Origin of the sequence: Bradyrhizobium genomosp. III, from assembly GCF_000261705.1 — a bacterium.
In the GTDB taxonomy this organism is placed as follows: domain Bacteria; phylum Pseudomonadota; class Alphaproteobacteria; order Rhizobiales; family Xanthobacteraceae; genus Bradyrhizobium; species Bradyrhizobium ottawaense.
The window spans coordinates 31687-53085 of record NZ_AJQF01000015.1; the positions used below are offsets into that span (position 1 = coordinate 31687).

Consider the following 21399-nt stretch of genomic DNA (forward strand, 5'->3'; position numbering starts at 1 on the left):
GGGAGATTGGGTATGACCACGGGCAGGGCTGTTGCGGGAGCGGTTGTTGGTGCGATGGCGCTGCTCGGGTGCCTGGCGTCCGCCGCCGCGGCCGCGCAATGCGGCAGCTCGCCGGCGGGTTTTGAGGCCTGGAAACGAGAGTTCAGCGCAGAGGCGCAGGGCAAGGGCATCGGCCAGACCGCGCTCTCGGCGCTGATGCAGACCAACTACGCCAGTGCCACCATCGCGGCCGACCGCGGCCAGCGCAGCTTTTCGCTGACGCTCGACCAGTTTCTCGCCAAGCGCGGCGCCACCACTATCGTCGCCAAGGGGCGCCAGCTCAAGCAGTCGCAGGCTGCCTTGTTCGCCTCCATCCAGCAGCGCTATGGCGTCCCGCCCGGCCCGCTGATCGCGATTTGGGGCATGGAGACCGGTTTCGGCAGCCAGCGCGGCAACCAGAACATGCTGTCGTCGATCGCAACCCTGGCCTATGACTGCCGCCGTCCTGAATTCTTCACCGACCAGCTCTACGCGGCCTTGAAGCTGGTCGACCGCGGCACGCTGTCGGGGGCGACCCGCGGCTCCATGCATGGCGAGGTCGGCCAGACCCAGTTCATGCCCAAGAACATCCTGGCCTATGGCACCGGCAACCTCGAGGTGGCCGCCAACGCGCTGAACTCGACCGCGAATTTCCTTAAAGGTCATGGCTGGAAAGCAGGAGCCGGTTACCAGCCGGGCGAGCCGAATTTCGTCGCCATCGAGGCCTGGAATGCGGCCGGCGTTTATCAGAAGGCGATCGCACTGATGGGCCGGCAGATCGACGAGGGCGGCGGAGCGGCGGCCTCGCGCTGACGAAAACCCGTCCACTTCGCTCGAAAAACGCTCCTGCTCAGCAAGGCGTGATGCGCCGACATGAGAAAGTTGTTGCCATCAGGAACCGAGGGCACGAGGTTTGCTTTGATCAGATTCAGGGCTGGGCATGAGGAGACTCAACATGGCAACCCAGATCGTGATGGACCAGACTGGCGATACGCGCCACGAGTTTGATCCTGGCAATGCCGAAGCGCTGGCGCGAGCCGAACGGCGCTTTCGGGAGCTGACTGGAGCCGGCTTCACCGCGGCCCTTCGCAACGGACCCGGCGAAGTCACTCGTATCAGATCGTTCGACCCGACCGCGCAGGAAACGCTGTTCTATCCCCGCCTGGTCGGCGGTTGATCTGAGCTGCTCATGATTACGGCGGTTTGGCTCCGCGCGCCGGCGCGTGCGCGTCTGCATGCGCTGCGTGAACTGTATCGGCGCTTCTTCGGCGAGAACACGCCGGATGCCCGTGGTCGCCGGCTGCTCTTCGATTGGCTCTCGCCCGCACAGCGCGCCCAATTCGAAGAGCACCGGTATTTCGACGTCATTGGATGCGACACCGGCAAGACCTATCGCATTCACTACGGCACCGCCGCCAATGTCCACGAAATCGACGGCGAGGGCCGCGCCACGATGGGATGGTGCTTCGTCCCGTCAGGCTTCCTGGTGCCGGGCGACGTGATGCTGGCGCAGAAGATCGCGCTCGAGACCGACGAGACAGGCGCGCTCTCTCTCGCCAACCGGTTTCCGCCGGCAACGCATTCGGAGCACTTCTACCGGCGGCCTTTCTAGCGGCCGAAACGGCGAAGCGGTCAGTGATGTGTGGTGCGGTAGGCGTCCAGCGCGTGCGCCGCAAAGACACCGGCGCTGCAAAGGGCGAGCAGGCCCGAGATCAGCTCGATCATAGCTCGTCCTCCCGTATTGAATGGGCAACGAGGTTGCGGCAGCAGGAATAGTCGTAGATCAGGTCGAGAAGGAATTGCATGGTAGCCGTCCCTGTATTTATTTTGACAACGACTTAAGCGGCCATCTGTTTCAGCGGTGTTTCGTCGCCTCGGGAAAGGGGTTTCGCGGGGAACCTCGGGGCTGGTTTTGTGCGCTGCGGTCCCGCCATTGCTGGAGCCCTTTGGCCGTCTCTTCGAAGGCGGCGCACGACATTGCGAGGCAAAATCATGGCGCAGGTCGAATGGTTCGACGATCTGGCGATCGGAATGCGGTTCAGGTCCCCCGAGGTCGAGGTCACCGAGGCCGACATCAAGCGCTTCGCGGCCGAGTTCGATCCGCAGCCGATGCATCTCGACCACGAGGCGGCCAAGGCGACCCTGTTCAAGGGCCTGGCGGCATCGGGATGGCACACCGCGGCGATAGCCATGAATCTCGCGATCCAGACACGCCCGTTCGGCCCGCATCCGCTGATCGGCGCCGGCGTCGACGGCCTGCGCTGGACGATGCCGGTACGGCCCAATGATCGCCTGCATCTGGTTGGGGAGGTGATGAGCCTGACGCCCTCGAAGTCGAAGCCGCAGGGTATCGCGCTGGTGAAATGGACCATGTTCAACCAGAGCGGCGAGGAGGTTTACACCTTCACTCCCATCGCGATCGTGCCGCGGCGGGGATAGGCACGGGCGCCGCCGTTCTGCCGGGGTAAGCCCTTGCGGCCCTCCCGCGGAGGTGGTCATCTCGGCCCGGGGAACGCGCTGGAGGCTGACATGAAACGATTCCTTCTTGCCGCTTTGCTGATCGCGACGGGCGCCTTAAGCGCCGGACCGGCGCTTGCGCAACAATCCAAGGTCGGCGACTGGACCATCGAAAAGCGCACGCAGGACACGCATTGCAATGCGAGCCGTGGCTACAAGGACAAGGAGGACGAGAACCGCGACTACGTCATCGTGATCACCTATTCCGAGAAGGCGATCGTGATCGTGATGATCTATGATGGCTGGGAATGGGAGAAGGTCGGAGAGATCCTTCGGGCCGATGTCGGCACTGACGATGCGGACATCATGAAGAAGGCGAAGTGGGAGGTCATGGACAAGACCACCGTGCGCGGCATCTTCGAGTACGACCAGTCGATGATGGACCGCCTGTCGAAGGCGAGACGCCTGACGCTCGATTTCGAGGACGATGACGACGACAGTATCGAGATGCAGGTACCGCGTGCCGGCGAAGCGCTGGCCGCGTTGAAGTTCTGCGAGGAGAATCGGAAATAGGTTGCCGCTGCCGGCCGTGAAGCGGGCAGGACGTGGCAACGAAGCGGGCGGCAGCGAACCGGCGCGTGACTCATCGCACACAGTCCGCACGCTGTTCGCATTTATCCTAGTCTTTGGCGAAACAGTCCAAGCCGCACCCTGCGGTTGACGTTACGCAAGGACGATGTTCGATATTCCAGCATCTGGCTGCAACGTTTTTTCCTCGTCGAAGGCGGCAATTGACCGGCCCGTCTTCTCCGTCAGTTCCCGGATCGCGAGCTCTCCGTCTCGGACGGGCCGCACGCAGATCGCGTCGTCCGTCCGATGACGACCCATCAGGCAAACCGGTTCTCGTCTCTCATCGGCGAGATTTACGACGCGGCGGTTGACCCCGCCTTGCGCAGCGGCGCGCTGGAACAGGTTTCGCAGTTCGTCGGTGGTTGCGCCGCGATGATCCTGTCCAGGGATTCAGCACGGCTTACGATCGAGATTCAGCAGCATTTTGGAACCGACGCCCGCTTCCGCCAGCTTTATCGCGACCGGTATGTGGAGCTCGATCCTCTGCTCGACCGTCACCTCACCCTCGCGTCCGAACAGACGATCGGCGTGACCGACATCATGTCCCATGCTGATTTTCTCGAGACGAGCTTCCATCGCGAGTGGGTGGAACCGCAGGGGGCGATAGACCTCGCGACCGTCGCGCTCGAGAAGACGGCCGCGCGCACCACGATCCTGCAGGTGTTGCGCCACCGCTCCCGTGGAACCGTCGACGATGCGATGCGCGAGCGCATGCGGCTGCTCGCTCCGCACATCCATCGGTCGCAGATCATGGGCCGGCAGATCAGGGCGCGCTCGCATACGGTGGACGACCTTGCCGACGTCCTCGACGGATTGAACACGGCGATCTGCCTGCTCGATGCGGACGGCCGCGTCGTTCATGCCAACGCGGCATGCCGCCAGTTGTTCGCCGATGCCAATCTGCTTGCGATCGTCGGTGACCGGATCGTGGCCCGCAACACCCAGACCGATAAAATATTCCGCAGCCTGTGCGAATTCGATGAAGGCACACATTCTGCCGCTCGTCGTCAGATCGAACTTGCGACGTCGGCCGATGGGCAGCATTATCTGCTCCATGCTTTTCCGCTGAAGCGGGATCGCAGCCTGCCGCGGGACATTGCAGCCACGATGCTCTTCGTTCAAAGAGCTTCCATGCTGCCGCTGCTCGCAGCCGACGCGATCGCAGCAGCCTTCAGGCTGACGCCGTCTGAATTGCGCGTGCTGATGGCGATCATCGAGACCGGCGGTGTTCCCGACATCGCCGCAAAACTCGGCGTCGCCGAGACGACGGTGAAGACGCATCTCGGTCGCCTGTTCGAGAAGACGGGCGCCGGCAGGCAGGCTGATCTGGTGAAGATCGCCGCCGGCTTTGCCGTGCCGTTCGCGCTGCGAACGAACGGCGATGACAGCGTTGCGTGATTCATTGCGATGCCTCGATGTTACGTGCCGCGTTCTCAATCCATTGTGATGATCCGCGCTCGCGGGTCATCCGAATGCAGGACGCGAGTCATTCGAGACTTTCGTATATCGCGCTTCTGATAATTGAAGAGCAGCGAGCGCCGCGAAGCTTGCCACAACGGCATCGAACGCGCGTGTGGAGGAAACGACAGCGCGTGGCCGGGTCTGCTCGTCGGCTGGAGAGATTGCAGTGAGCAGCATGGTTGATTTTTCCGTTCTCAATGTTTCAACGAACGAAATTCCCGAAAACGAGCGCATCCCGTTGCTTCGCGATTTCTATTGCCGCGGGGTGCTGAAGGCGGAGGTCGAGGCAAGGGATGGAAAGCCGGCCGCGGCGAGCTTCACCTCTCATGTCCTGCCGGAAGCCCAGTTGTTGATCGGGGGGCTGTACGGAGCGCGGGTCATTCGCACCAAGCAACTGGTGGCCGATGGCGACGACAGCCTCGCCCTGATCGTGAACAGGTCCGGCGTTCTCGGCATATCCGAGCGGGGACACGATCTGAGGCTTCATGCAGGAGAGGCGGTGCTGACGAGCGCGGAGGACGTCACGACGTTCGAGCGGCTGTTGCTGGGAAACTGCTTCTCGCTGCGCGTGCCGAGGCGCGTGCTGGCGCCGATGATCGTGGACGTCGACGATGCCGTGATGCGCATCATGCCTGAAAGCTCCGCCGGACTGAGGCTGCTGGTCGACTACGCGGTGACGCTGGTGCGGGAGAAAGCGTTCGCGACGCCCGTGCTGCGGCAGCTCGGGGTCGGGCATCTGCACGATCTGCTGGCGCTCGTCCTCGGTGCCACCGGAGAAGCGCGGGAGCTGGCCGGACGGCGCGGCGTCAAGGCGGCGCGGCTCCAGAAGGCGAAAGTCTCCATCGCCAACAATTGCTGGCGGCAGGATTTGTCGGTGGCCTCGGTTGCCCAGGAGCTCGGCGTGACGCCGCGCTATCTCCAGCGCCTGTTCGAGGCCGACGGCAAGACGTTCTCTTCCTTCTTGATCGAGCAGCGCGTCAAGCGCGCGCACCGCATGCTGCGGGAACCGGGATATGCCGGGCGAACGGTGAGCTCGATCGCCTACGATGTCGGCTTCGGCGATCTCTCTTATTTCAACCGCTGCTTCCGGCGCACCTATAACGCGACGCCGAGTGACATCAGGAGCGGCGAGATGCCGTGACGGCGCGCCACTGGATTTCAGCCAACTGCCGATTTGAGCCAGCAGACAGGGATCCGACGTGATCCTTGATCGCGAAGCCATGACCCAAGCGTTGCGTGCGGCATCCGCAGCCGGAGTATTGAATGCGCCGTTTCTTTTTCGACCTCCTGGTAGGCAACATCGTGAAGATCGACCCGGGCGGCATGGTGTTCGAATGTGCGGAAGCGACATTCGTGGTGGCCAACGAGATGGCAAAACATCTCTTCGTCTGGCGCGACGATCTGCGCGATCGCGACGCCTGGATTCGCGTCAGGGACAACAGCGGCCGCGAAATCTATCGCGCACCGGTCTGGTCGGAGTGCGCCGAGAAACAGGGGTGGGATCAGGCGTGAGTGCCGCTTCGGTGTAGCAACTCTGCACCAGTGCGGAACGAAGCGCCTTCGGTTCGTTCTCGGCTGAAGCGCGGTCGTTTCCGTCCAAGTCGGGCCATTGGCGTGCTTCTACCTTAGCGTTTGGCGAATCCAGGGTTCGCTGCCGAGCGCCTTCCAATGGAGGAGTCCGGCATCACCATGCCTGCGCTGCCATCAAGCGCGAGGATTTTCTGGGGAACTAAGGCGATGAATGTGACGGCTCTTGGCGACTTGGTGCAGCGGCATTTGGTGCGGCGATCGATGCGCTTTCTGGTGTTCGCTGCGCCGCTGCTGGCCGTCGATCGGGTCGAGGCTGCGTGCACGCCGGCGGCACCGGTCAGCAATGCGACCATCGTTTGCTCGGGTGATGTCGACGCTCAGCAGGCCCCCAACAACGGATATGGGACAAGCCTGGACGACAACAACATCTATCGGATCGAGGCCGGGGCCAAGGTGCACGGAAGCGCCTTCGGCATCCAGAGCGGCGATGGCAATGTCATCATCAATGCCGGCATCATCGACGGCGCGTTGGCGTCGGGTCTCAGCGGCCTTGGTATGACGGTGTCGAATCTCAGCGGCGCCACGATCACCGGCTTTCATGCGATTCTGGCGTCGACACTCACGCTCGACAATGCGGGCATGATTGCGAGCGAGGCCGGGGGAAGGGGGAGCGGGGTCGAAGCCACGACGTCCACTGTGCGAAATTCCGGCACGATCGCCGGCGTCGGGCCCGATACGATCGGGATCAACGGTACCACGGTCAACGTGGTCTCGAACACCGGAACGATCTCGGGAGATGCCCGCGGCATCAAGGGTACGAGCCTCAACATCACCAATGATGCCTCCGGTATCATATCGCAGATTGCAGCGACCGGCGGCGCGATCGAGGCCTCCGGTGTGGTGACGATGGCAAACGCAGGCAACATCGCCGGTCACGTGTTCGGCGTGTCCGGCAAGAACGTCAACGTGTCCAATTTCGCCTCCGGCACCATTGGTGCCGACGGCGGCGCGAGCAACGCCATTCGCGCCGACCTCGCGGCAAGCGTGACGAACAGCGGCACGATAACTAGCGTATCGAGCGCGATCTTTGGTACGAGCGTCACTGTGACCAACACAGGGCTGATTGCGTCGATACTCGGCTCCGGCATGAGCGCCGGCACGGTGAACCTGGACAATATCGGAAGAGTCACGGCAGATCGCGGCGTCAATGCACTCGTCGGCAACGTCAACAATTCCGGATCCATCATTGGGGATAGCGCAGCCGTCAGCGCCAACGTCGCCAATGTGACGAACACCGGCCTTCTTCAGGCCTCCAACCTCGGCGGCACCGGAATCTCCGCGATCCAGGCCAACGTCATCAATTCCGGCACCATTATCGCCAGTACGGGCATCTCTTCCAGCGACGGGGCGAACATCACGAATTCCGGTACGATCACTGGCACCAGCGGGACGGCAATCAAATTGTCGAGCAAGGCCGACACGGTGACGCTGCTGCCGGGCTCGAAGATCAACGGTGTGGTCGATTTCGGCTTCGGTGCCGACGTCGTCAACGTCAACTTCGTCCCTTTGAGCAGCCGGGTGGCGTCGCTGACGAGCATCGAGCTTCCGACCTTCGTCAACTTCAACGGCACCATCAACACCAACAGCGGGGGCTTCGATGGCCCGAAGGTCTTTGCCGGCGGCACACTCGCCACCCTCGATCCGACCGCGCTGGCACAGACCGACCGCACGCTGATGGATTTCACCGGCGGCGTCTCCTCGCTGGTGCAGGGCCGCCTGAGCGGCAGCGCTGGGCCGGCCGGCAGCAACATGATGGCAATGGCCTATGCCCCCGAGACGGCGCAGGCCGGACCCTTCACCAAGGCGCCGCGCAGCCTGTGGACCGATCCCGCGCCGATCACGGTCTGGGCCAACAGCTTTGGCGGCCAGCGCATTCAGGACGAGACCACCTCCACGCTGCGCGCGACCTCGACGGCGTGGGGCGGGGCCATCGGCATCGACCGCAAGGTGCAGCCGAACTGGCTGGTCGGCGCCTTCCTCGGTGGCGGGCAGGGCGGCCTCTCGGTCGATCTCAATTCGCAGTCGGTGGACACCAATTACGTGTTTGCTGGCGCTTACAGCCGGTTCGAATGGGCTTCGCAGTTCTTCAACCTCACGATCCAGGGCGGTAACGCCGACAACAGGTCGCGCCGACTGGTGCTGAACAACGCGGCAGTCGGCGGCATGGAGACGGCAACCGCGAACTACAGCGGATGGTACGTGAGTCCAGAGGTCGCCTACGGCTACAGACTCAACATCGGCAACGGCTACGTGCTGACGCCGACCGCGCGGCTGCGTTATGTCGCGGGCCGGTTCGACGGCTACAGCGAGACCGGTTCGGCGCAAGGGCTGTCGGTCGGTGGCCGCACGCTGCAGGACTTCGAGGAGCGGGGCGAGGTCGATCTCTCGCGGGTGACGAGCATTGCCGGCGGCGAGCTCAAGGCCAACATCCATGGCGGTGTCATCGCGCTGCAGCGCGCCGGCGACACCACCGTCAACACGGTGCTGCTCGGCCAGAATCTGTCGTTCGTCACCCCGGGCAGTCGCAGCACGGTCGGTGCCGTCGCCGGCCTCGGCTTCGACTACCGCACCGGGCCCAACGTGTCCGTGTTTGGCGCGGTCGAGGGCATGATGATGTCCGACCAGAGCCGCACCGGCACGGCCAAGGGTGGCGTTCGCGTCGCGTTCTGAGCCGGCATCAGCCCTGGCGACTCGAACGCGATGCCGCCGGCCGGGCGCCAGCCGCCCGGCCGGCGCCTCCTCCGATCGGAGGATGTCGCATGCTACGGTTGTGTTATGCTCCCCGGCATTGATCATTCAGTGCCAATCTGAGCCATGCACGGATCGCAAAAGCTGCCAGATCTCGTCGAGTCCATCTACGATGCCGGGCTCGATCCTTCGCTGTGGAATAACGCGGTGACCGGCATCCGGGATTTCGTCGGCGGCCAGGCCTGCGGGCTGTTCTCGAAGGATTCGATCAGCAAATCCGGTGTCACGCATTACTATTGCGGGGCGGACCCGCACTACATCCAGCTCTATGCCGAGACCCATTCGAAGTTCGATCCGCTGACGGTCCTGCCGCCACACGGCAGGATTGTAAGCATTCCCGATCTCGTCAATTTCGAAGAGTACCGGCGCGGGCGCTTCTACCAGGAATGGATGCAGCCGCAGGGATGCAGCGACGCGGCCAATGTCGTGCTCGAGATGTCGAATGCGAACTGCCCGGTGATGATGACCGTGCTGTCGGGCCGCCGCATGGTCGATCGGCGCATGAAGCAGCGCCTCTCGCTGCTGGTGCCGCACGCCAGCCGCGCGCTGCTGATCAACCGCGCCATGACCGCGCAACTGACGCTGGCGACGGCACTGGCTGATGTCCTCGACAATTTGACGGTCGGGATCTTCCTGCTCGACGGCTTCTGCCGCCTGGTGCATGCGAATTCGGCCGGTCAGGACCTGCTCGCGGCCGATGATTTGGTGCGGTCCGTTGCCGGGCAACTCGTGACCAGCAGCGCTGAGGCCAATCAGACCCTGCGCAAAGCGTTTGCAGGCCGCCGCGACGGCACATCGCTTGCCGCAGGCGGCCATGCGATTCCGCTATTGTCCGCCACCGGCGAGCGCTACGTCGCTCACATGCTGCCGTTGTCGTCCTTGCTGCGCAACGGCAGCGAGCGCGTGGTCGATGCCGCCGGTGCGCTGCTCGTGCGCAAGGTGTCGCTCGGTGGACAATCCTGCGGCGAATTGATCGCGCGAACTTTCGAGCTGACGCCGGCGGAGCTCCGCGTGTTCCTGTCGATCGTCGAGATCGGCGGCATCCCGGAGACGGCGGCCGCGCTCGGTATCGCGGAGACGACCGCGAAAACGCATCTGCATCGCGTCTTCGCCAAGACTGGCGTGTCCCGGCAGGCCGATCTGGTCAAGCTCGCGGCGGGATTTGCCAATCCGCTTGTCCACTGACAAACCGCCGTCGGCGTTGAACCTTTTTCTCCCGCGACAGACTCACAGGAGCCGCCGGGCACGAAGATCATTCCGCAAATCTCCGAATTTGACCATTGGCTCTTCCGATGCTCCGACCTCCACGACATTCCGAGCTGATCGAGAGCATCTATGATGCAGGACTCCACCCTGAGTTGTGGAGCGACGTCGTGGTCAAGCTCAATGCGTTCATCGGCAGCCAGGCCTGCGGCCTGATTTCGAAGGATACGGTCAGCAAGTCCGGGGCGACCCACTATTATTGCGGAGTCGATCCGCACTACATCCAGCTCTATTCCGAAACCTACTCCCGGTACGATCCGCTCGCCCGGCTTCCTGGGTATGGCGAGGTGCGCAACATTCCGGACCTCGTGAATTTCGACGAGTACCGCCGCGGGCGTTTCTATCAGGAATGGCTGCGCCCGCAGGGCTGCATCGACGTCGCCAATGTGGTGCTGGAGCAGTCGAAGTCGCCGTGCCCGATGTTGCTGACCGTCATCCCCGGCAGGGAGATGCTGGGCGCCGAGCAGCGCGCGCGAATGCAGTTCCTGGTCCCGCATGCGAGCCGCGCGCTCATGATCAACCGCGCGATCGAGCGGAAGCAGCAGCGCGCGACCGCGCTGGCCGACGTCGTGGACCGCCTGAATGCCGGCGTCATCCTGCTCGACGCAGCCTGCCGGATCGCCCACAGCAATCCGGCGGCCGAGACGATCCTGGCCGCAGACGATGTCCTGCGCTCGATCTCGGGCAGGCTGGTGACGAGATCCTCCGAGGCCAATCTGGCCCTGCGCAATATCTTCCGCGATCCGGGAGAGGTGGCCTTGGCGGCCGCTGAAGGTCGAAAGATCCCTCTGACGTCGCACGACGGTTCGCACTACGTCGCGCACGTGATTGCGTTGCCCTCGCTGCTGCGCGATGGCGCGACCGAGCGCACATCGGCCGTCGGGGCCTTGCTTGTCTGGAAGGCGGAACTCGACAGCCGCTCATGTGCCGGCCTGATCGACCGCACGTTCGAGCTGACGCCCGCGGAACTCAGGGTTCTGCAATCGATCGTCGAGGTCGGCGGTGTGCCGGAGACCGCGCTCGCATTGGGGATCGCCGAGACGACGGTGAAGACGCATCTTCATCGCGTCTTCGCCAAGACCGGCGTGTCCCGTCAGGCCGATCTCGTCAAGCTTGCAGCGGGATTCTCCAATCCGCTTCTGCACTGACACGCAGGCGCGTCGCGGGCTCTTCGCTGCAGCACGCCGACAGGTTCAAAGAGAGACATCATTAGAAAGTTATCGCGCGTCATTCGATCGAATGACGCGATTTTTTGCGTATCCTTCTACAGACGCGTCACACGATTTCTTGTTCGACCTATCAGACTTCTTTGTGAAGCAACTCACATCACGCTGGGGTGAATCTCATCATTCTCTCGCACAGGTTGAGAGGAGGTCGTCATGCGAAGGACGTCACTTGCCATGGCCGACAAGTTCCGCGACATCGTCGCTCGCATCGGCGCCGTGTTCCGCGAGCAGCGTAAGATCGACGCGCAGCGCGCATTGCAACGCTATCACCATTTGCTGGCGCAGCCCGGCGACACATTGCCTTTGAACGAAATCATTCCGGTCAGCAAGCAAGAGGATGTTTCAGGAAATGCCCACGGATCTGATGCGCGCGAGCGCGCCGCCGGCGAGCCCGCCTACGAGCGCGCGTAATTTCAACATCGTCGCGATTGCGCTGACCGGGGCGCTCGTCGCTCTTCAGCTGGTCGGGCTGGCGCTTCTGGAACGATCCCACGCCCACGCGATGCAAATGTCGTTTCCACGCGAACCGGCGGCCTGCACGGACACCCCGGATGTCGCCGTTCCGCAGATCCCCTACGATTGACCGGAGGACGGTCCGTGCCTGATGTCACGACTCTGATTCTGCTTAGCGTTGCCGTCTTCGCCGGCGCCTTCGTTTCGGGGCTCTCGGGTTTCGCGTTTTCGGCGGTCGCGGGCACGATCCTGCTGCGGATGTTTCAGCCGCTCGAAGCCGTGCCGTTGATGATGGCTTGCAGCATCGGCGTGCAGGCGACCAATCTGTGGGCGCTCCGGCGCAGCATCCGTTGGGAGGGCAGTCTGCTGCTGATCGTCGGCGGATTGATCGGCGTTCCCATCGCGGTGTCGCTGTTGCAGAGCGCGGATACGCATCTGCTCAGGCGCGGCTTCGGCATCATGTCGCGCTCTATGCCGCGTATATGCTGCTGCGGCCGACGCTGGTCACGGCCGGAGAGGCCGTCGGCCGGCACTGGGTGGCGCTGATCGGATTTGGAGGAGGGCTCGTCGGCGGGCTGACGGCGATGCCGGGCGCAATCCCGACGATCTGGTGCGACATGCGCGGTATGCCCAAGAGCGAGCAGCGCGGCCTGGTGCAGCCGTTCATCGCGGCAATGCAGCTGTTTGCCATCGCGCTGCTGGTCGGGCATCAGGACCTGTCGTCAAAGGTCTTCGTCGACCTTGCTGTCAGCCTGCCGGCGTTGTTCGCCGGCTCGGCGCTTGGCGTGATCGCTTTCCACCGGGTCAACGAGACGGTCTTTCGCAAGACCGTGCTCGTTCTGTTGCTCGTGTCGGGGATATCCCTGATCTAGTGTCCTTGGACTTCGTGAAGTCCCTGGACCGGCGCCGCGCCGATGTCGCTGCCGTGATGCACCAGCGGCTTGTTACCGGTCACGGTCCGCAGCAGCACATAGAACACCGGCGTCAGGAACAGGCCGAACACGGTGACGCCGATCATGCCGGAGAACACGGCCACGCCCATGGCTCGCCGCATCTCCGAGCCCGCGCCGGTCGAGAGCACCAGCGGCAGCACGCCCATGATGAAGGCCATCGACGTCATCAGGATCGGGCGAAGCCTCAAGCGGCTCGCCTCGATCGCGGCGCGGATCGGCGTGCGCCCGGCGAATTCGAGCTCACGCGCGAACTCGACGATCAGGATCGCGTTCTTGGCCGAGAGCCCCACGAGAACGATCAGGCCGATCTGGGTGAAGACGTTGTTGTCGCCCTTGGAGATCCAGACGCCGAACATGGCGGCGAGCAGGCCCATCGGCACGATCATGATGATCGAGAGCGGCAGGGTCAGGCTCTCGTAGAGTGCGGCCAGCACCAGGAACACCAGCAGGATCGCCAGCGGAAACACCCAGAGGCCGGAATTGCCGGCGATGAACTCCTGATAGGTCAGGTCGGTCCATTCGAAGGCAAAGCCGGGTGGCAACGTCTCCGCCGCGATCCGGGTTGCCGCCTCCTGCGCCTGGCCCGACGAGAAGCCGGGGGCGGCGGCGGCGTTGATATCGGACGACAGGAATCCGTTGTAGCGGATCGCACGCTCCGGTCCCGCGCTCTGGCGGATATTGAGCAGCGCCGACAACGGCACCATGTCGCCCGAGGACGAGCGCACCTTCAACTGCCTGATGTCGTCGGCGCGTGCGCGGAACGGCGCGTCGGCCTGCACATAGACCGAGTAGGTGCGGCCGAACTTGTTGAAGTCGTTGACGTAGTAGGACCCGAGGTAGATCTGCAGCGTGTTGAAGACTTCAGTCACGGGCACGCCAAGCTGCAGCGCCTTGGTGCGGTCGATGTCGGCGAAGAGCTGGGGTACGTTGACCTGGAAGCTCGAGAACACGCCCGCGATCTCCGGCGCCTTCTGCATCGCCGCCATGAACGATTTCGTCGCTTCGTTCAAGGCCTCATAGCCGAGGCCGGCGCGGTCCTCGATCTGGAGCTTGAAGCCGCCGATGGTGCCGAGACCATTGACCGGCGGCGGCGGGAACATGGCGATGAAGGCCTCCTGGATGCCGGCGTACTTCTTGTTCAGGTCGGCCGCGATGGCATTCCCGCTCAGGGCCGGGCCCTTGCGCTCGTCGAATGGCTTGAGCGTCGAGAACACGATGCCGGCATTGGACGAGTTGGTGAAGCCGGAGATCGACAGACCGGGGAAAGCCACGGAGCTCTCCACACCAGGCTGGGTCAGCGCGACGTCGCTCATCTTGCGGATGACCTCTTCGGTGCGGTCGAGCGTTGCGCCATCGGGCAGGCGCGCAAAGCCGACCAGATATTGCTTGTCCTGGCCCGGCACGAAGCCGCTCGGCACCTGCTGGAACAAGAGGGCGGTGAGGCCGACCAGGACCACGTAGAGCCCCATCACTGCGGCCTTGCCCGAGATCACCTTGGTGACGGTTCCGCTGTAATTATCCGAGGAGCGCGTGAAGGCCTTGTTGAAGCCGCGGAAGAACCAGCCAAGGCTCTTTTCCATGATGAGCGTCAGCCGGTCCTTCGGCTCGTTGTGTCCCCTGAGCAGCAGCGCCGACAGCGCCGGCGACAGCGTCAGCGAGTTGACCGCCGAGATCACGGTCGAGATCGCGATCGTGAGTGCGAACTGCTTGTAGAACTGTCCGGTGAGGCCGGAGATGAAGGCCAGGGGCACGAACACCGCGATCAGCACCATGGCGATGGCGATGATCGGGCCCGACACCTCGCGCATGGCCTGATAGGTGGCGTCGCGCGGCGACAGCCCGGCCTCGATGTTGCGCTCGACATTCTCGACCACGACGATGGCGTCGTCGACGACGATGCCGATCGCGAGCACGAGGCCGAACAGGCTGAGCGCGTTGATGGAGAAGCCGAACACGTGCATCACCGCGAACGTGCCGACGATCGACACCGGCACGGCCAGCAGCGGAATGATCGAGGCCCGCCAGGTCTGGAGGAACAGGATCACCACCAGCACCACCAGCGCGATCGCTTCCAGCAGCGTGTGGATGACGGCCTCGATCGAGGAGCGCACGAACTGGGTGGGGTCGTAGACGATCTGATAAGACACGCCTTCCGGCATGTTCTTCTTGATCTCGGCCATGGTGGCGCGGACGTTGTCTGAGATCTGCAGCGCGTTGGAGCCCGGCGCCTGGAAGATCGGGATCGCCACCGCCTGCTTGTTGTCGAGCAGCGAGCGCAGGCCATATTGCGAGGCGCCGAGCTCGATCCGCGCGACGTCGCGCAGCCGCACGACCTCGCCGCGCGTGCCGGTCTTGACCACGATGTCGCCGAATTGCTCTTCGCTGGAGAGCCGGCCTTCCGCATTGACGGACAGTTGCAGGTCGATGCCCTGCACGTTCGGGGAGGAGCCGACGACGCCGGCGGCGGCCTCGACGTTCTGCGCCTGGATCGATTTGACGATGTCGCTCGCGGTCAGGCCGTGCTCGGCCGCCTTCTGCGGATCGACCCAGACCCGCATCGAATAGTCACCGGCGCCGTAGAGCTGGACGTCGCCGACGCCGTCGATCCGCGCCAGGCGGTCCTTGACGTTGAGCACCGCGTAGTTGCGCAAATAGGTCATGTCGTAGCGGCCGTTCGGCGACAACAGATGCACGACCATGGTGAGGTCGGGCGAGGACTTCTTGGTGACGATGCCGAGCTGGCGCACCACGGCCGGCAGGCGCGGCTCGGCCTGCTGCACGCGGTTCTGCACCAGCTGCGTCGCCTTGTCGGGATCGGTGCCGAGCCGGAACGTCACCGTCAGCGTCATCGCGCCGTCGGTGGTCGCCTGGCTCGACATGTAGAGCATGTTCTCGACGCCGTTGATCTGCTCCTCGATCGGGGTCGCTACCGTCTCCGCGATCACCTTGGGATTGGCGCCGGGATAGGTGGCGCGCACCAGGACCGACGGCGGCACCACGTCCGGATATTCCGAGATCGGCATCGCGAACAGCGAGATCAGGCCGGCAAGGAAAATCAGGACCGACAGCACGCCGGCAAAAATCGGACGATCGATGAAGAATTTCGAGAGATTCATGGCTTTGCCCCTGGGCAATATCTTGTGCGTCTCCGACAGCTCCGCCGTCATTCCGGGGCGTGGGCGAAGCCCGCGAGCCCGGAATCCAGAGGTGAGGTGGTCGGAGTTTCGTAACTTCGAGATCCCGGGTTCGCGCTATGCGCGCCCCGGGATGACAGAGAACATTAGCGTTGCACCACGTCCTGGTTGCTGTGGTTGGAAGCTGCTTGCTGCCCACGCGCGCCCATCGCTGCGACCTCCGTCTTGAGGAGGGCGCCCGGACGCACGCGCTGCAGACCGTTGACGACGATACGATCGCCGGACTTCAGGCCCGAGGTGACGATGCGAAGCCCGTCGACGGCGCTGCCGAGCGTGATCGGTCGGTAGACCGCGCGGCTGTCGTCGCCGACCGCCATCACGAACTTCTTGTCCTGATCGGTGCCGATCGCGCGCTCATCGATCATCACCAGCGTCTGCTGCTTCGGCTGGCCCATGCGCACGCGGGCGAACTGTCCGGGGATCAGACGCCCGTCCTCGTTCCGGAACACCGCGCGCACCCGGATGGTGCCGCTCTGGCCGTTGACCTGGTTGTCGATGAGCTGGATGTGGCCCTTCGCCGAGAGGCCGCCGGAGGTCGCCATCTCCACGGGGATCTGGTCGAGCTTGCCGCGTCCGCCCTTGGCGTCCGCGATCGAGGTCAGCGCACGCAGCACGACCTCTTCGTCCGCATCGAAGGACGCATAGATCGGATTGACCGAGACCAGCGATGTCAGCACCGGGGAGGCGGTGCCGGCGGCGACGAGATTGCCGACGGTGATCTCGATCTTGCCGACGCGGCCGTCCACGGGCGCGCGCACCTCGGTGTAGTCGAGATTGAGCTTTGCAGTCTGGAGCGTTGCCTCGGCCGCCTTCACGCTGGCGATCGCTTCGCGGTTGGCGTTCTCGCGCTGGTCGAAATCGCGGCGCGTCACGACGGCGTTGCCGACCAGCTGCGCGCCGCGTTCGACCTCGCTGGTGGTGAACACCACGCGCGCCTTTGCGGCCTCGAGCTGGGCGTTGGCCTTGTCGACCTCGGCGGCGTAAGGCGCCGGATCGATCTTGAATAGCACGTCGCCAGCCTTCACCAGCGCGCCTTCGGTGAAGTTGGTCGCAAGGATCGCACCGGCGACACGCGGGCGGAGCTCGACGCGGTTGATGGCTTCCAACCGGCCGGAGAAGTCGTCCCACAGCGCGGTCTGCCGCGGCTCGATCATGGCGACGGTGACGGGCACCGCCTGTTCAGCCGCGGCGGCCGTTGCGGTTGCCTGGGCGGAACGAAGATAGTGGCCGGTCGCAATCGTACCGGCTACGGCGAGGGCGCCCACGATGGCGACGCCGCCAAGAAGGCGGCGGAGACGGCCGGTGTGGGAGGTATGTTGGGAGGGGGGCATTTGCGCGCTCCAGATATGTAGTGTTCACTACAGATGTGGAGCTGGATCTCGCAGTGCAAGATACTTATGTACCATTCACTAAGAAAAATGTACGCCGATAACCGCGACGATTGGAAGACACAAGAAAAAGAAAGCCAGAACAAATAGATAGGACCGGCGTTAAGCTGATACCAGCCGCCGGTTCCGAGGAGACAGGCACATGCGCATGGGACGCCCCCGCGAATTCAACGCCGAAACGGCGTTGGACCAGGCGATGGAAGTGTTTTGGCGCCATGGCTATGAGGGCGCCACCATCGCGCAACTGACCGAGGCCATGGGCATCAATCCGCCCAGCCTCTATGCCTGTTTCGGCAATAAGGAAGGTCTGCTGAAGGCTGCGCTCGATCGCTACACCAAGCTGCGCGGCGTCTGGATGGACGAGGTGGTGGCCGCATCCACCGCCCGTGACGTCGCCGAACGGATGCTGATGGGCATCGCCGAGAAGCAGACCGATCCCGCCAATCCGCCCGGCTGCCTGCTCGTGCAGGGCGGCATCGCCTGCGGTACCGGCTCCGAAAACGTCCCGTTCGAGCTCGCCGCCCGCCGCGCCCAGAACGAGGACCAGCTCCGCGACCGTTTTGTTCGTGCCAAGGCCGATGGCGATCTCAAGGAGAGCGCCGACCCCGCCGCGCTCGCGCGCTACGTCTCGGCGGTCGCGGTCGGCATGGGGGTGATGGCATCCTCGGGCGCGGACCGCGAAGCGCTGCGACAGGTGGCTCATGTCGCCGTGCAGGCGGTCGAGGCGCAGTCGGCCGACCGAACGTGATGGCTGTAAGTGCCGTCGGCTGTCTTCCCGCGGATTATGCAGACAGCGCCGGCGGCGGCACGAAGCCGCCGAACTCGCGCTCGATCAGTCCGGCGAGCGCCATCGTCGTACGATCCTCCAGATAGGGCCCGATGATCTGGACGCCGACCGGCAGGCCCGACGACGTACGCTCGATCGGAACGGCGGTCGCAGGTAACCCGCAGGTGGAAGCGGGGTCGGCCCAGATGAAGCACGCATCGGAGTAGTTGTAGAGCTTTCCATCGATGTCGAGCTGCCGGGCGTCGAACGGTTCGGAATGGTCATGCGGAAAGGCCGGCACCGCCGCTGCCGGATAGATCACCGCGTCGAATTCGCGGAAGAGCTCCTGCCACCGTTGCTGCAGCTGCAGGCGCGCCGCATCGGTCGCGAGCCATTCGCGATGGATCATGCCCCAGCCGCGGGCGCGTTCGGCCTGCAGGCTGCGGTCGTCGGGGGAGAGTGCCGCGGCAAGACCTCGCGCTTCTTCGATGGCGGCCGGTGTCAGGCGCGGGCTTCGCGCGGCGTTCAGCAGTCTCATGTAGAGCCGGGCCGACTCGGCGAGATCGGGCAGCGATGTGCTCGAGCGCGCCACCTGCGCGCCCGATCTGCCGAGCCGCTCGGCCAATCGTCCAATGGCTGAGCGCACCGCGTCGCCCGTCGGCATCAACGGATGCGTGTCGACCACGAGGATCCTGAAATCCCCGAGCCGGTCGTGGCGCGGGGCCGGCAGCGCGAGGCGGTAGCCGACGCCGTCGCGCGTCTCGTCCGGGCCGGCGATCACGTCGAGCGCCAGCGCAAGGTCCGAAGCTGTGCGCGCCATCGGCCCAACGACCGCGAGATCGCCCTGGCCGGGGACGGGCGGTGCCGGCGGCAGGCTGTATCCGCGCAGCGGGACCAGGCCGAGGCTCGGCTTGTGTCCGAACACGCCGCAGAAATGCGAGGGGACCCGGATCGAGCCGCCGATATCCGAGCCGATGGAGAGTGGACCGAAGCCGGCAGCCAGTGCCGCGCCTGATCCGCCAGAGGAACCGCCGGGCGACCGGCCGAGGTCCCAGGGGTTGTTGGTCGTCCCATAGATCTCGTTGTAGCTCTGGAAATCCCGCAGCCCGATCGGAATGTTGGTCTTGCCGATGACGATGGCGCCGGCCGCCTTCAACCGCGAGACGACGAGGGCATCCTCTGCCGGCTGGAAATCCCTGAAATGCGGAAAGCCCCAATTCGTCGGCAGGCCCGCGACGTTGAAGGGTTCTTTCAAGGTCACGGGGATGCCGAGCAATGGCCGTTGCTCGCCGCGTCCAAGCGCGGCATCGGCGGTGCGCGCGGCCGCTCTCGCGCGGTCGAAATCGCGCACGATGACCGCGTTGATCCGCCCGTCCAGTGCCTCGATGCGCGCGATCGTGTGTTCGAGCAATTCCGAGGCAGATATCTTGCGCGCGTGCAGGGCGCTCGCCAGTGCTCTGATCGAGCCGTAGTTCAGGTCAGCAGCATCTGCGGTCATCACGAACTCCAATGTCTCTCATCGCGGCATCTACACTATCCCCGCTGCAGATCGCTCGGGGCACCGAACATGCGATTTTGAAAGGGGGATGAGGAGGCGGCGCAACGGGCACCAGATCTGCTTGCCGGGGGCACCGGTGCGGAGGCCCGGGCTTCGAAGCAGCTATGCCTTCCGCCCCGTTAACGGACCGGCGCGCTGGCGGGATCCACAATCGGCCATCAGGCGAGTCAGCGCCTGCTTTGCCCGACGTGTCAAACGTCCGCGCGGGCAGGCCTTGGCGGAGTGCGGCGCGAAATTCTTCAATGATTTGTACTTTGCATGGGGTTGTTTTCGCGTTTTTTGTTTGGGCGTCCCCCGGCCAGGGCATCAGCCGTCAAAGGCCGTATCGATACGGGCGCTCCTAAGAATTCTTACACACAGTTCTGGCACGCTCCCGCGCGTCAAAGTTCCCGCAACCTGCATCGTCGCGTCTCACTGCGCGCACGAAAAGACGGGGCCCGCGGAGATCAAGGGGGCGTTGCTCATGACCGCACTTGCTTCGGACGCCGGTTGCGCGAAGCGCGGGATCGTGCCGATCCTGCTGTGCGTCGTGCCGTTCAGCCAGATTCCGCTCGATGCCTATACGCCCGGCCTGCCGCAGATGGTGGTGGATCTCGCCGCCGATCCCGCCTCGATGCAGAACACCGTCACCGCCTACATGCTCGGCATGAGTCTGGCGCTGGTGCCTGTCGGCATCGCCTCCGACACGCTGGGCCGCCGCAACGTCCTGCTCGCAGGCCTGTCGGTGCTGATCGCGATGAGCATCGCCTGCGCGCTCGCCACCAGCGCCTCGCTGCTGCTGGGCTTGCGCTTCCTGCAAGGGATCGGCGGCTGCACCTGCCTCGTCGTGGCCTATGCGGTTGCGGCCGATTGCTATCGCGGCCGTGAGCTCACCGCGATCTCCGGCCTGCTTGGCGCGGCCTGGGGGCTGGCGCCGGTGCTCGCGCCCGCGGCCGGCGGCTTCATCGTCGAGCTGACGTCCTGGCGCGGTGTCTTCGTCATCATTGCGATTGCCGCGGCCATCGTCGCTGCGATCGTCGTGTTTCTTCTGCCCGAGACATTGCCGTCGGAGCGGCGCGCGCCGTTCGATCCGCGCCGCACGGCGGGTATCTTGCGCGAGGCGCTGGTCCGTCCAGGCTTTTTGGCTTTCGTGCTGGTCTTCGCCGCGGCGGCGAGCGCGCAGCTGGCGTTCGGCGTCGTCGCGCCGTTCTTCTACCAGACCGGCCTCGGTTACTCGGCGGCGATCTACGGCCTCGTCGCGCTCGGCCTCGGCGGGGTCAATCTCGCCGGCGAGCTCGGCTGCGCGCATTTTGCGCGCTTCATGCCGGCGCGCCTGCTGGGCTTCGGTGCCTTCGCGCTGTTTCTCGCCGGCTCCGCCGTGCTGACCGTAACAGGCATGGTCGTCGGTCTCGATTTCGCGTCGATCACGATCGGCGGTGCGCTGGTCCTCGGCGGCTGCGGCGTGCTGTGCCCGATGATGTACGGCATGGCGCTCGGCCTGTTCGAGCGCGACCACGGCCTGATCGGCGGTCTGATCAGCGCGCTCTGCTATCTCGCCGTGAGCGGCGCCATGGCGATCGCGGCAGTGTTGCCTGAGGCAACGCAGGCGCCGATCGGATGGCTCTATCTCGGCCTCTGCGCCATCGCGGGCACGCTGCTCGCGATGTCGCTGCCGTCAGTGCGCCAAGCCACACAGTCTTAAGGAAGGGACTCAA

The 21399-nt window shown here is 64.4% G+C and carries 18 protein-coding genes and 1 pseudogene; 16 read left to right on the forward strand and 3 right to left on the reverse strand.

The genetic code is table 11. The features are described from left to right. Positions 1–12: 12 nt before the first annotated feature. The 14 genes and pseudogenes from IC66_RS0100990 (at position 13) to IC66_RS0101060 (ending at position 12718) form a co-directional block, all read left to right on the forward strand. On the forward strand, positions 13–831 hold the full coding sequence (locus tag IC66_RS0100990) for a lytic murein transglycosylase (RefSeq protein ID WP_038946356.1): 819 nt from the start codon (positions 13–15) through the stop codon (positions 829–831). 142 nt (positions 832–973) lie between these two features. After that, complete coding sequence (locus tag IC66_RS0100995; protein ID WP_018319783.1) at positions 974–1195, forward strand: hypothetical protein; 222 nt, start codon at positions 974–976, stop codon at positions 1193–1195. A 12-nt stretch (positions 1196–1207) separates the two neighbouring features. Beyond that, the gene (locus tag IC66_RS0101000) at positions 1208–1630 is read left to right on the forward strand and encodes a hypothetical protein (RefSeq protein WP_018319784.1); all 423 of its coding nucleotides are present in this window, start codon (positions 1208–1210) and stop codon (positions 1628–1630) included. Between the two features lie 380 nt (positions 1631–2010). Continuing rightward, positions 2011–2457, forward strand: coding sequence for a MaoC family dehydratase (locus tag IC66_RS0101010; protein WP_028145206.1), 447 nt, complete (start codon positions 2011–2013; stop codon positions 2455–2457). Positions 2458–2547: 90 nt separating this feature from the next. Beyond that, positions 2548–3048, forward strand: coding sequence for a hypothetical protein (locus tag IC66_RS0101015; protein ID WP_028145205.1), 501 nt, complete (start codon positions 2548–2550; stop codon positions 3046–3048). A 303-nt stretch (positions 3049–3351) separates the two neighbouring features. Continuing rightward, complete coding sequence (locus IC66_RS0101020; RefSeq protein WP_038946357.1) at positions 3352–4503, forward strand: helix-turn-helix transcriptional regulator; 1152 nt, start codon at positions 3352–3354, stop codon at positions 4501–4503. A 238-nt stretch (positions 4504–4741) separates the two neighbouring features. Next, the gene (locus tag IC66_RS0101025; protein WP_038946358.1) at positions 4742–5707 is read left to right on the forward strand and encodes a helix-turn-helix transcriptional regulator; all 966 of its coding nucleotides are present in this window, start codon (positions 4742–4744) and stop codon (positions 5705–5707) included. Between the two features lie 122 nt (positions 5708–5829). Then, positions 5830–6078 (forward strand): DUF6894 family protein, encoded by a 249-nt coding sequence (locus IC66_RS0101030; RefSeq protein WP_038946359.1) that lies wholly within the window; start codon positions 5830–5832, stop codon positions 6076–6078. Between the two features lie 225 nt (positions 6079–6303). Then, entirely contained in the window at positions 6304–8826 is a 2523-nt protein-coding gene (locus tag IC66_RS0101035; RefSeq protein WP_038946360.1) for an autotransporter family protein, read from the forward strand. A gap of 144 nt (positions 8827–8970) precedes the next feature. Next, positions 8971–10089 carry a helix-turn-helix transcriptional regulator gene (locus IC66_RS0101040; RefSeq protein WP_038946361.1) on the forward strand — a complete coding sequence of 373 codons (1119 nt, stop codon included), beginning with the start codon at positions 8971–8973 and terminating at the stop codon, positions 10087–10089. 107 nt (positions 10090–10196) lie between these two features. Then, positions 10197–11315: a helix-turn-helix transcriptional regulator gene (locus IC66_RS0101045; protein WP_038946362.1), complete on the forward strand. Its 1119-nt coding sequence runs from the start codon at positions 10197–10199 to the stop codon at positions 11313–11315. A gap of 252 nt (positions 11316–11567) precedes the next feature. After that, a complete protein-coding gene (locus tag IC66_RS0101050) occupies positions 11568–11804 on the forward strand; it encodes a hypothetical protein (protein WP_244429067.1) in 237 nt (78 codons plus the stop codon). Further along, positions 11731–11976, forward strand: coding sequence for a hypothetical protein (locus IC66_RS0101055; RefSeq protein ID WP_240536293.1), 246 nt, complete (start codon positions 11731–11733; stop codon positions 11974–11976). The genes IC66_RS0101050 and IC66_RS0101055 overlap by 74 nt, the downstream gene beginning before the upstream one ends. 14 nt (positions 11977–11990) lie before the next feature. After that, positions 11991–12718, forward strand: a pseudogene (locus IC66_RS0101060) (sulfite exporter TauE/SafE family protein). Here IC66_RS0101060 and IC66_RS0101065 read toward each other — a convergent pair. Together IC66_RS0101065 and IC66_RS0101070 are read right to left on the reverse strand one after the other, a co-directional pair. After that, positions 12715–15915, reverse strand: a complete 3201-nt coding sequence (locus IC66_RS0101065) for an efflux RND transporter permease subunit (RefSeq protein ID WP_038946363.1) — start codon at positions 15913–15915, stop codon at positions 12715–12717. The pseudogene IC66_RS0101060 and the gene IC66_RS0101065 overlap by 4 nt on opposite strands. A 164-nt stretch (positions 15916–16079) precedes the next feature. Further along, positions 16080–17324: an efflux RND transporter periplasmic adaptor subunit gene (locus tag IC66_RS0101070; protein ID WP_038946364.1), complete on the reverse strand. Its 1245-nt coding sequence runs from the start codon at positions 17322–17324 to the stop codon at positions 16080–16082. A gap of 199 nt (positions 17325–17523) precedes the next feature. On the opposite strand from IC66_RS0101070, the gene IC66_RS0101075 reads away from it, so the two are divergent. Then, complete coding sequence (locus tag IC66_RS0101075; protein ID WP_038946365.1) at positions 17524–18129, forward strand: TetR/AcrR family transcriptional regulator; 606 nt, start codon at positions 17524–17526, stop codon at positions 18127–18129. A 34-nt stretch (positions 18130–18163) separates the two neighbouring features. Here the strand turns inward: IC66_RS0101075 and IC66_RS0101080 are convergent, their stop codons facing one another. Next, positions 18164–19645, reverse strand: coding sequence for an amidase (locus IC66_RS0101080; protein WP_038946366.1), 1482 nt, complete (start codon positions 19643–19645; stop codon positions 18164–18166). Positions 19646–20168: 523 nt separating this feature from the next. Here IC66_RS0101080 and IC66_RS0101085 point away from each other — a divergent pair. Beyond that, positions 20169–21386 carry a multidrug effflux MFS transporter gene (locus IC66_RS0101085; protein WP_038946367.1) on the forward strand — a complete coding sequence of 406 codons (1218 nt, stop codon included), beginning with the start codon at positions 20169–20171 and terminating at the stop codon, positions 21384–21386. The last annotated feature ends 13 nt before the right edge of the window (positions 21387–21399 follow it).

What these genes read in the sequence shown, in the direction of transcription:
- IC66_RS0100995 (WP_018319783.1), top strand. Translation starts at nt 974, where the DNA reads ATGGCAACCCAGATCGTGATGGACCAGACTGGCGATACGCGCCACGAG.
- IC66_RS0101030 (WP_038946359.1), top strand. Translation starts at nt 5,830, where the DNA reads ATGCGCCGTTTCTTTTTCGACCTCCTGGTAGGCAACATCGTGAAGATC.
- IC66_RS0101015 (WP_028145205.1), top strand. Translation starts at nt 2,548, where the DNA reads ATGAAACGATTCCTTCTTGCCGCTTTGCTGATCGCGACGGGCGCCTTA.
- IC66_RS0100990 (WP_038946356.1), top strand. Translation starts at nt 13, where the DNA reads ATGACCACGGGCAGGGCTGTTGCGGGAGCGGTTGTTGGTGCGATGGCG.
- IC66_RS0101065 (WP_038946363.1), bottom strand. Translation starts at nt 15,915, where the DNA reads ATGAATCTCTCGAAATTCTTCATCGATCGTCCGATTTTTGCCGGCGTG.
- IC66_RS0101070 (WP_038946364.1), bottom strand. Translation starts at nt 17,324, where the DNA reads ATGCCCCCCTCCCAACATACCTCCCACACCGGCCGTCTCCGCCGCCTT.
- IC66_RS0101075 (WP_038946365.1), top strand. Translation starts at nt 17,524, where the DNA reads ATGCGCATGGGACGCCCCCGCGAATTCAACGCCGAAACGGCGTTGGAC.
- IC66_RS0101045 (WP_038946362.1), top strand. Translation starts at nt 10,197, where the DNA reads ATGCTCCGACCTCCACGACATTCCGAGCTGATCGAGAGCATCTATGAT.
- IC66_RS0101055 (WP_240536293.1), top strand. Translation starts at nt 11,731, where the DNA reads ATGTTTCAGGAAATGCCCACGGATCTGATGCGCGCGAGCGCGCCGCCG.
- IC66_RS0101080 (WP_038946366.1), bottom strand. Translation starts at nt 19,645, where the DNA reads ATGACCGCAGATGCTGCTGACCTGAACTACGGCTCGATCAGAGCACTG.
- IC66_RS0101020 (WP_038946357.1), top strand. Translation starts at nt 3,352, where the DNA reads ATGACGACCCATCAGGCAAACCGGTTCTCGTCTCTCATCGGCGAGATT.
- IC66_RS0101085 (WP_038946367.1), top strand. Translation starts at nt 20,169, where the DNA reads ATGACCGCACTTGCTTCGGACGCCGGTTGCGCGAAGCGCGGGATCGTG.
- IC66_RS0101025 (WP_038946358.1), top strand. Translation starts at nt 4,742, where the DNA reads ATGGTTGATTTTTCCGTTCTCAATGTTTCAACGAACGAAATTCCCGAA.
- IC66_RS0101000 (WP_018319784.1), top strand. Translation starts at nt 1,208, where the DNA reads ATGATTACGGCGGTTTGGCTCCGCGCGCCGGCGCGTGCGCGTCTGCAT.
- IC66_RS0101010 (WP_028145206.1), top strand. Translation starts at nt 2,011, where the DNA reads ATGGCGCAGGTCGAATGGTTCGACGATCTGGCGATCGGAATGCGGTTC.
- IC66_RS0101050 (WP_244429067.1), top strand. Translation starts at nt 11,568, where the DNA reads ATGGCCGACAAGTTCCGCGACATCGTCGCTCGCATCGGCGCCGTGTTC.
- IC66_RS0101040 (WP_038946361.1), top strand. Translation starts at nt 8,971, where the DNA reads ATGCACGGATCGCAAAAGCTGCCAGATCTCGTCGAGTCCATCTACGAT.
- IC66_RS0101035 (WP_038946360.1), top strand. Translation starts at nt 6,304, where the DNA reads ATGAATGTGACGGCTCTTGGCGACTTGGTGCAGCGGCATTTGGTGCGG.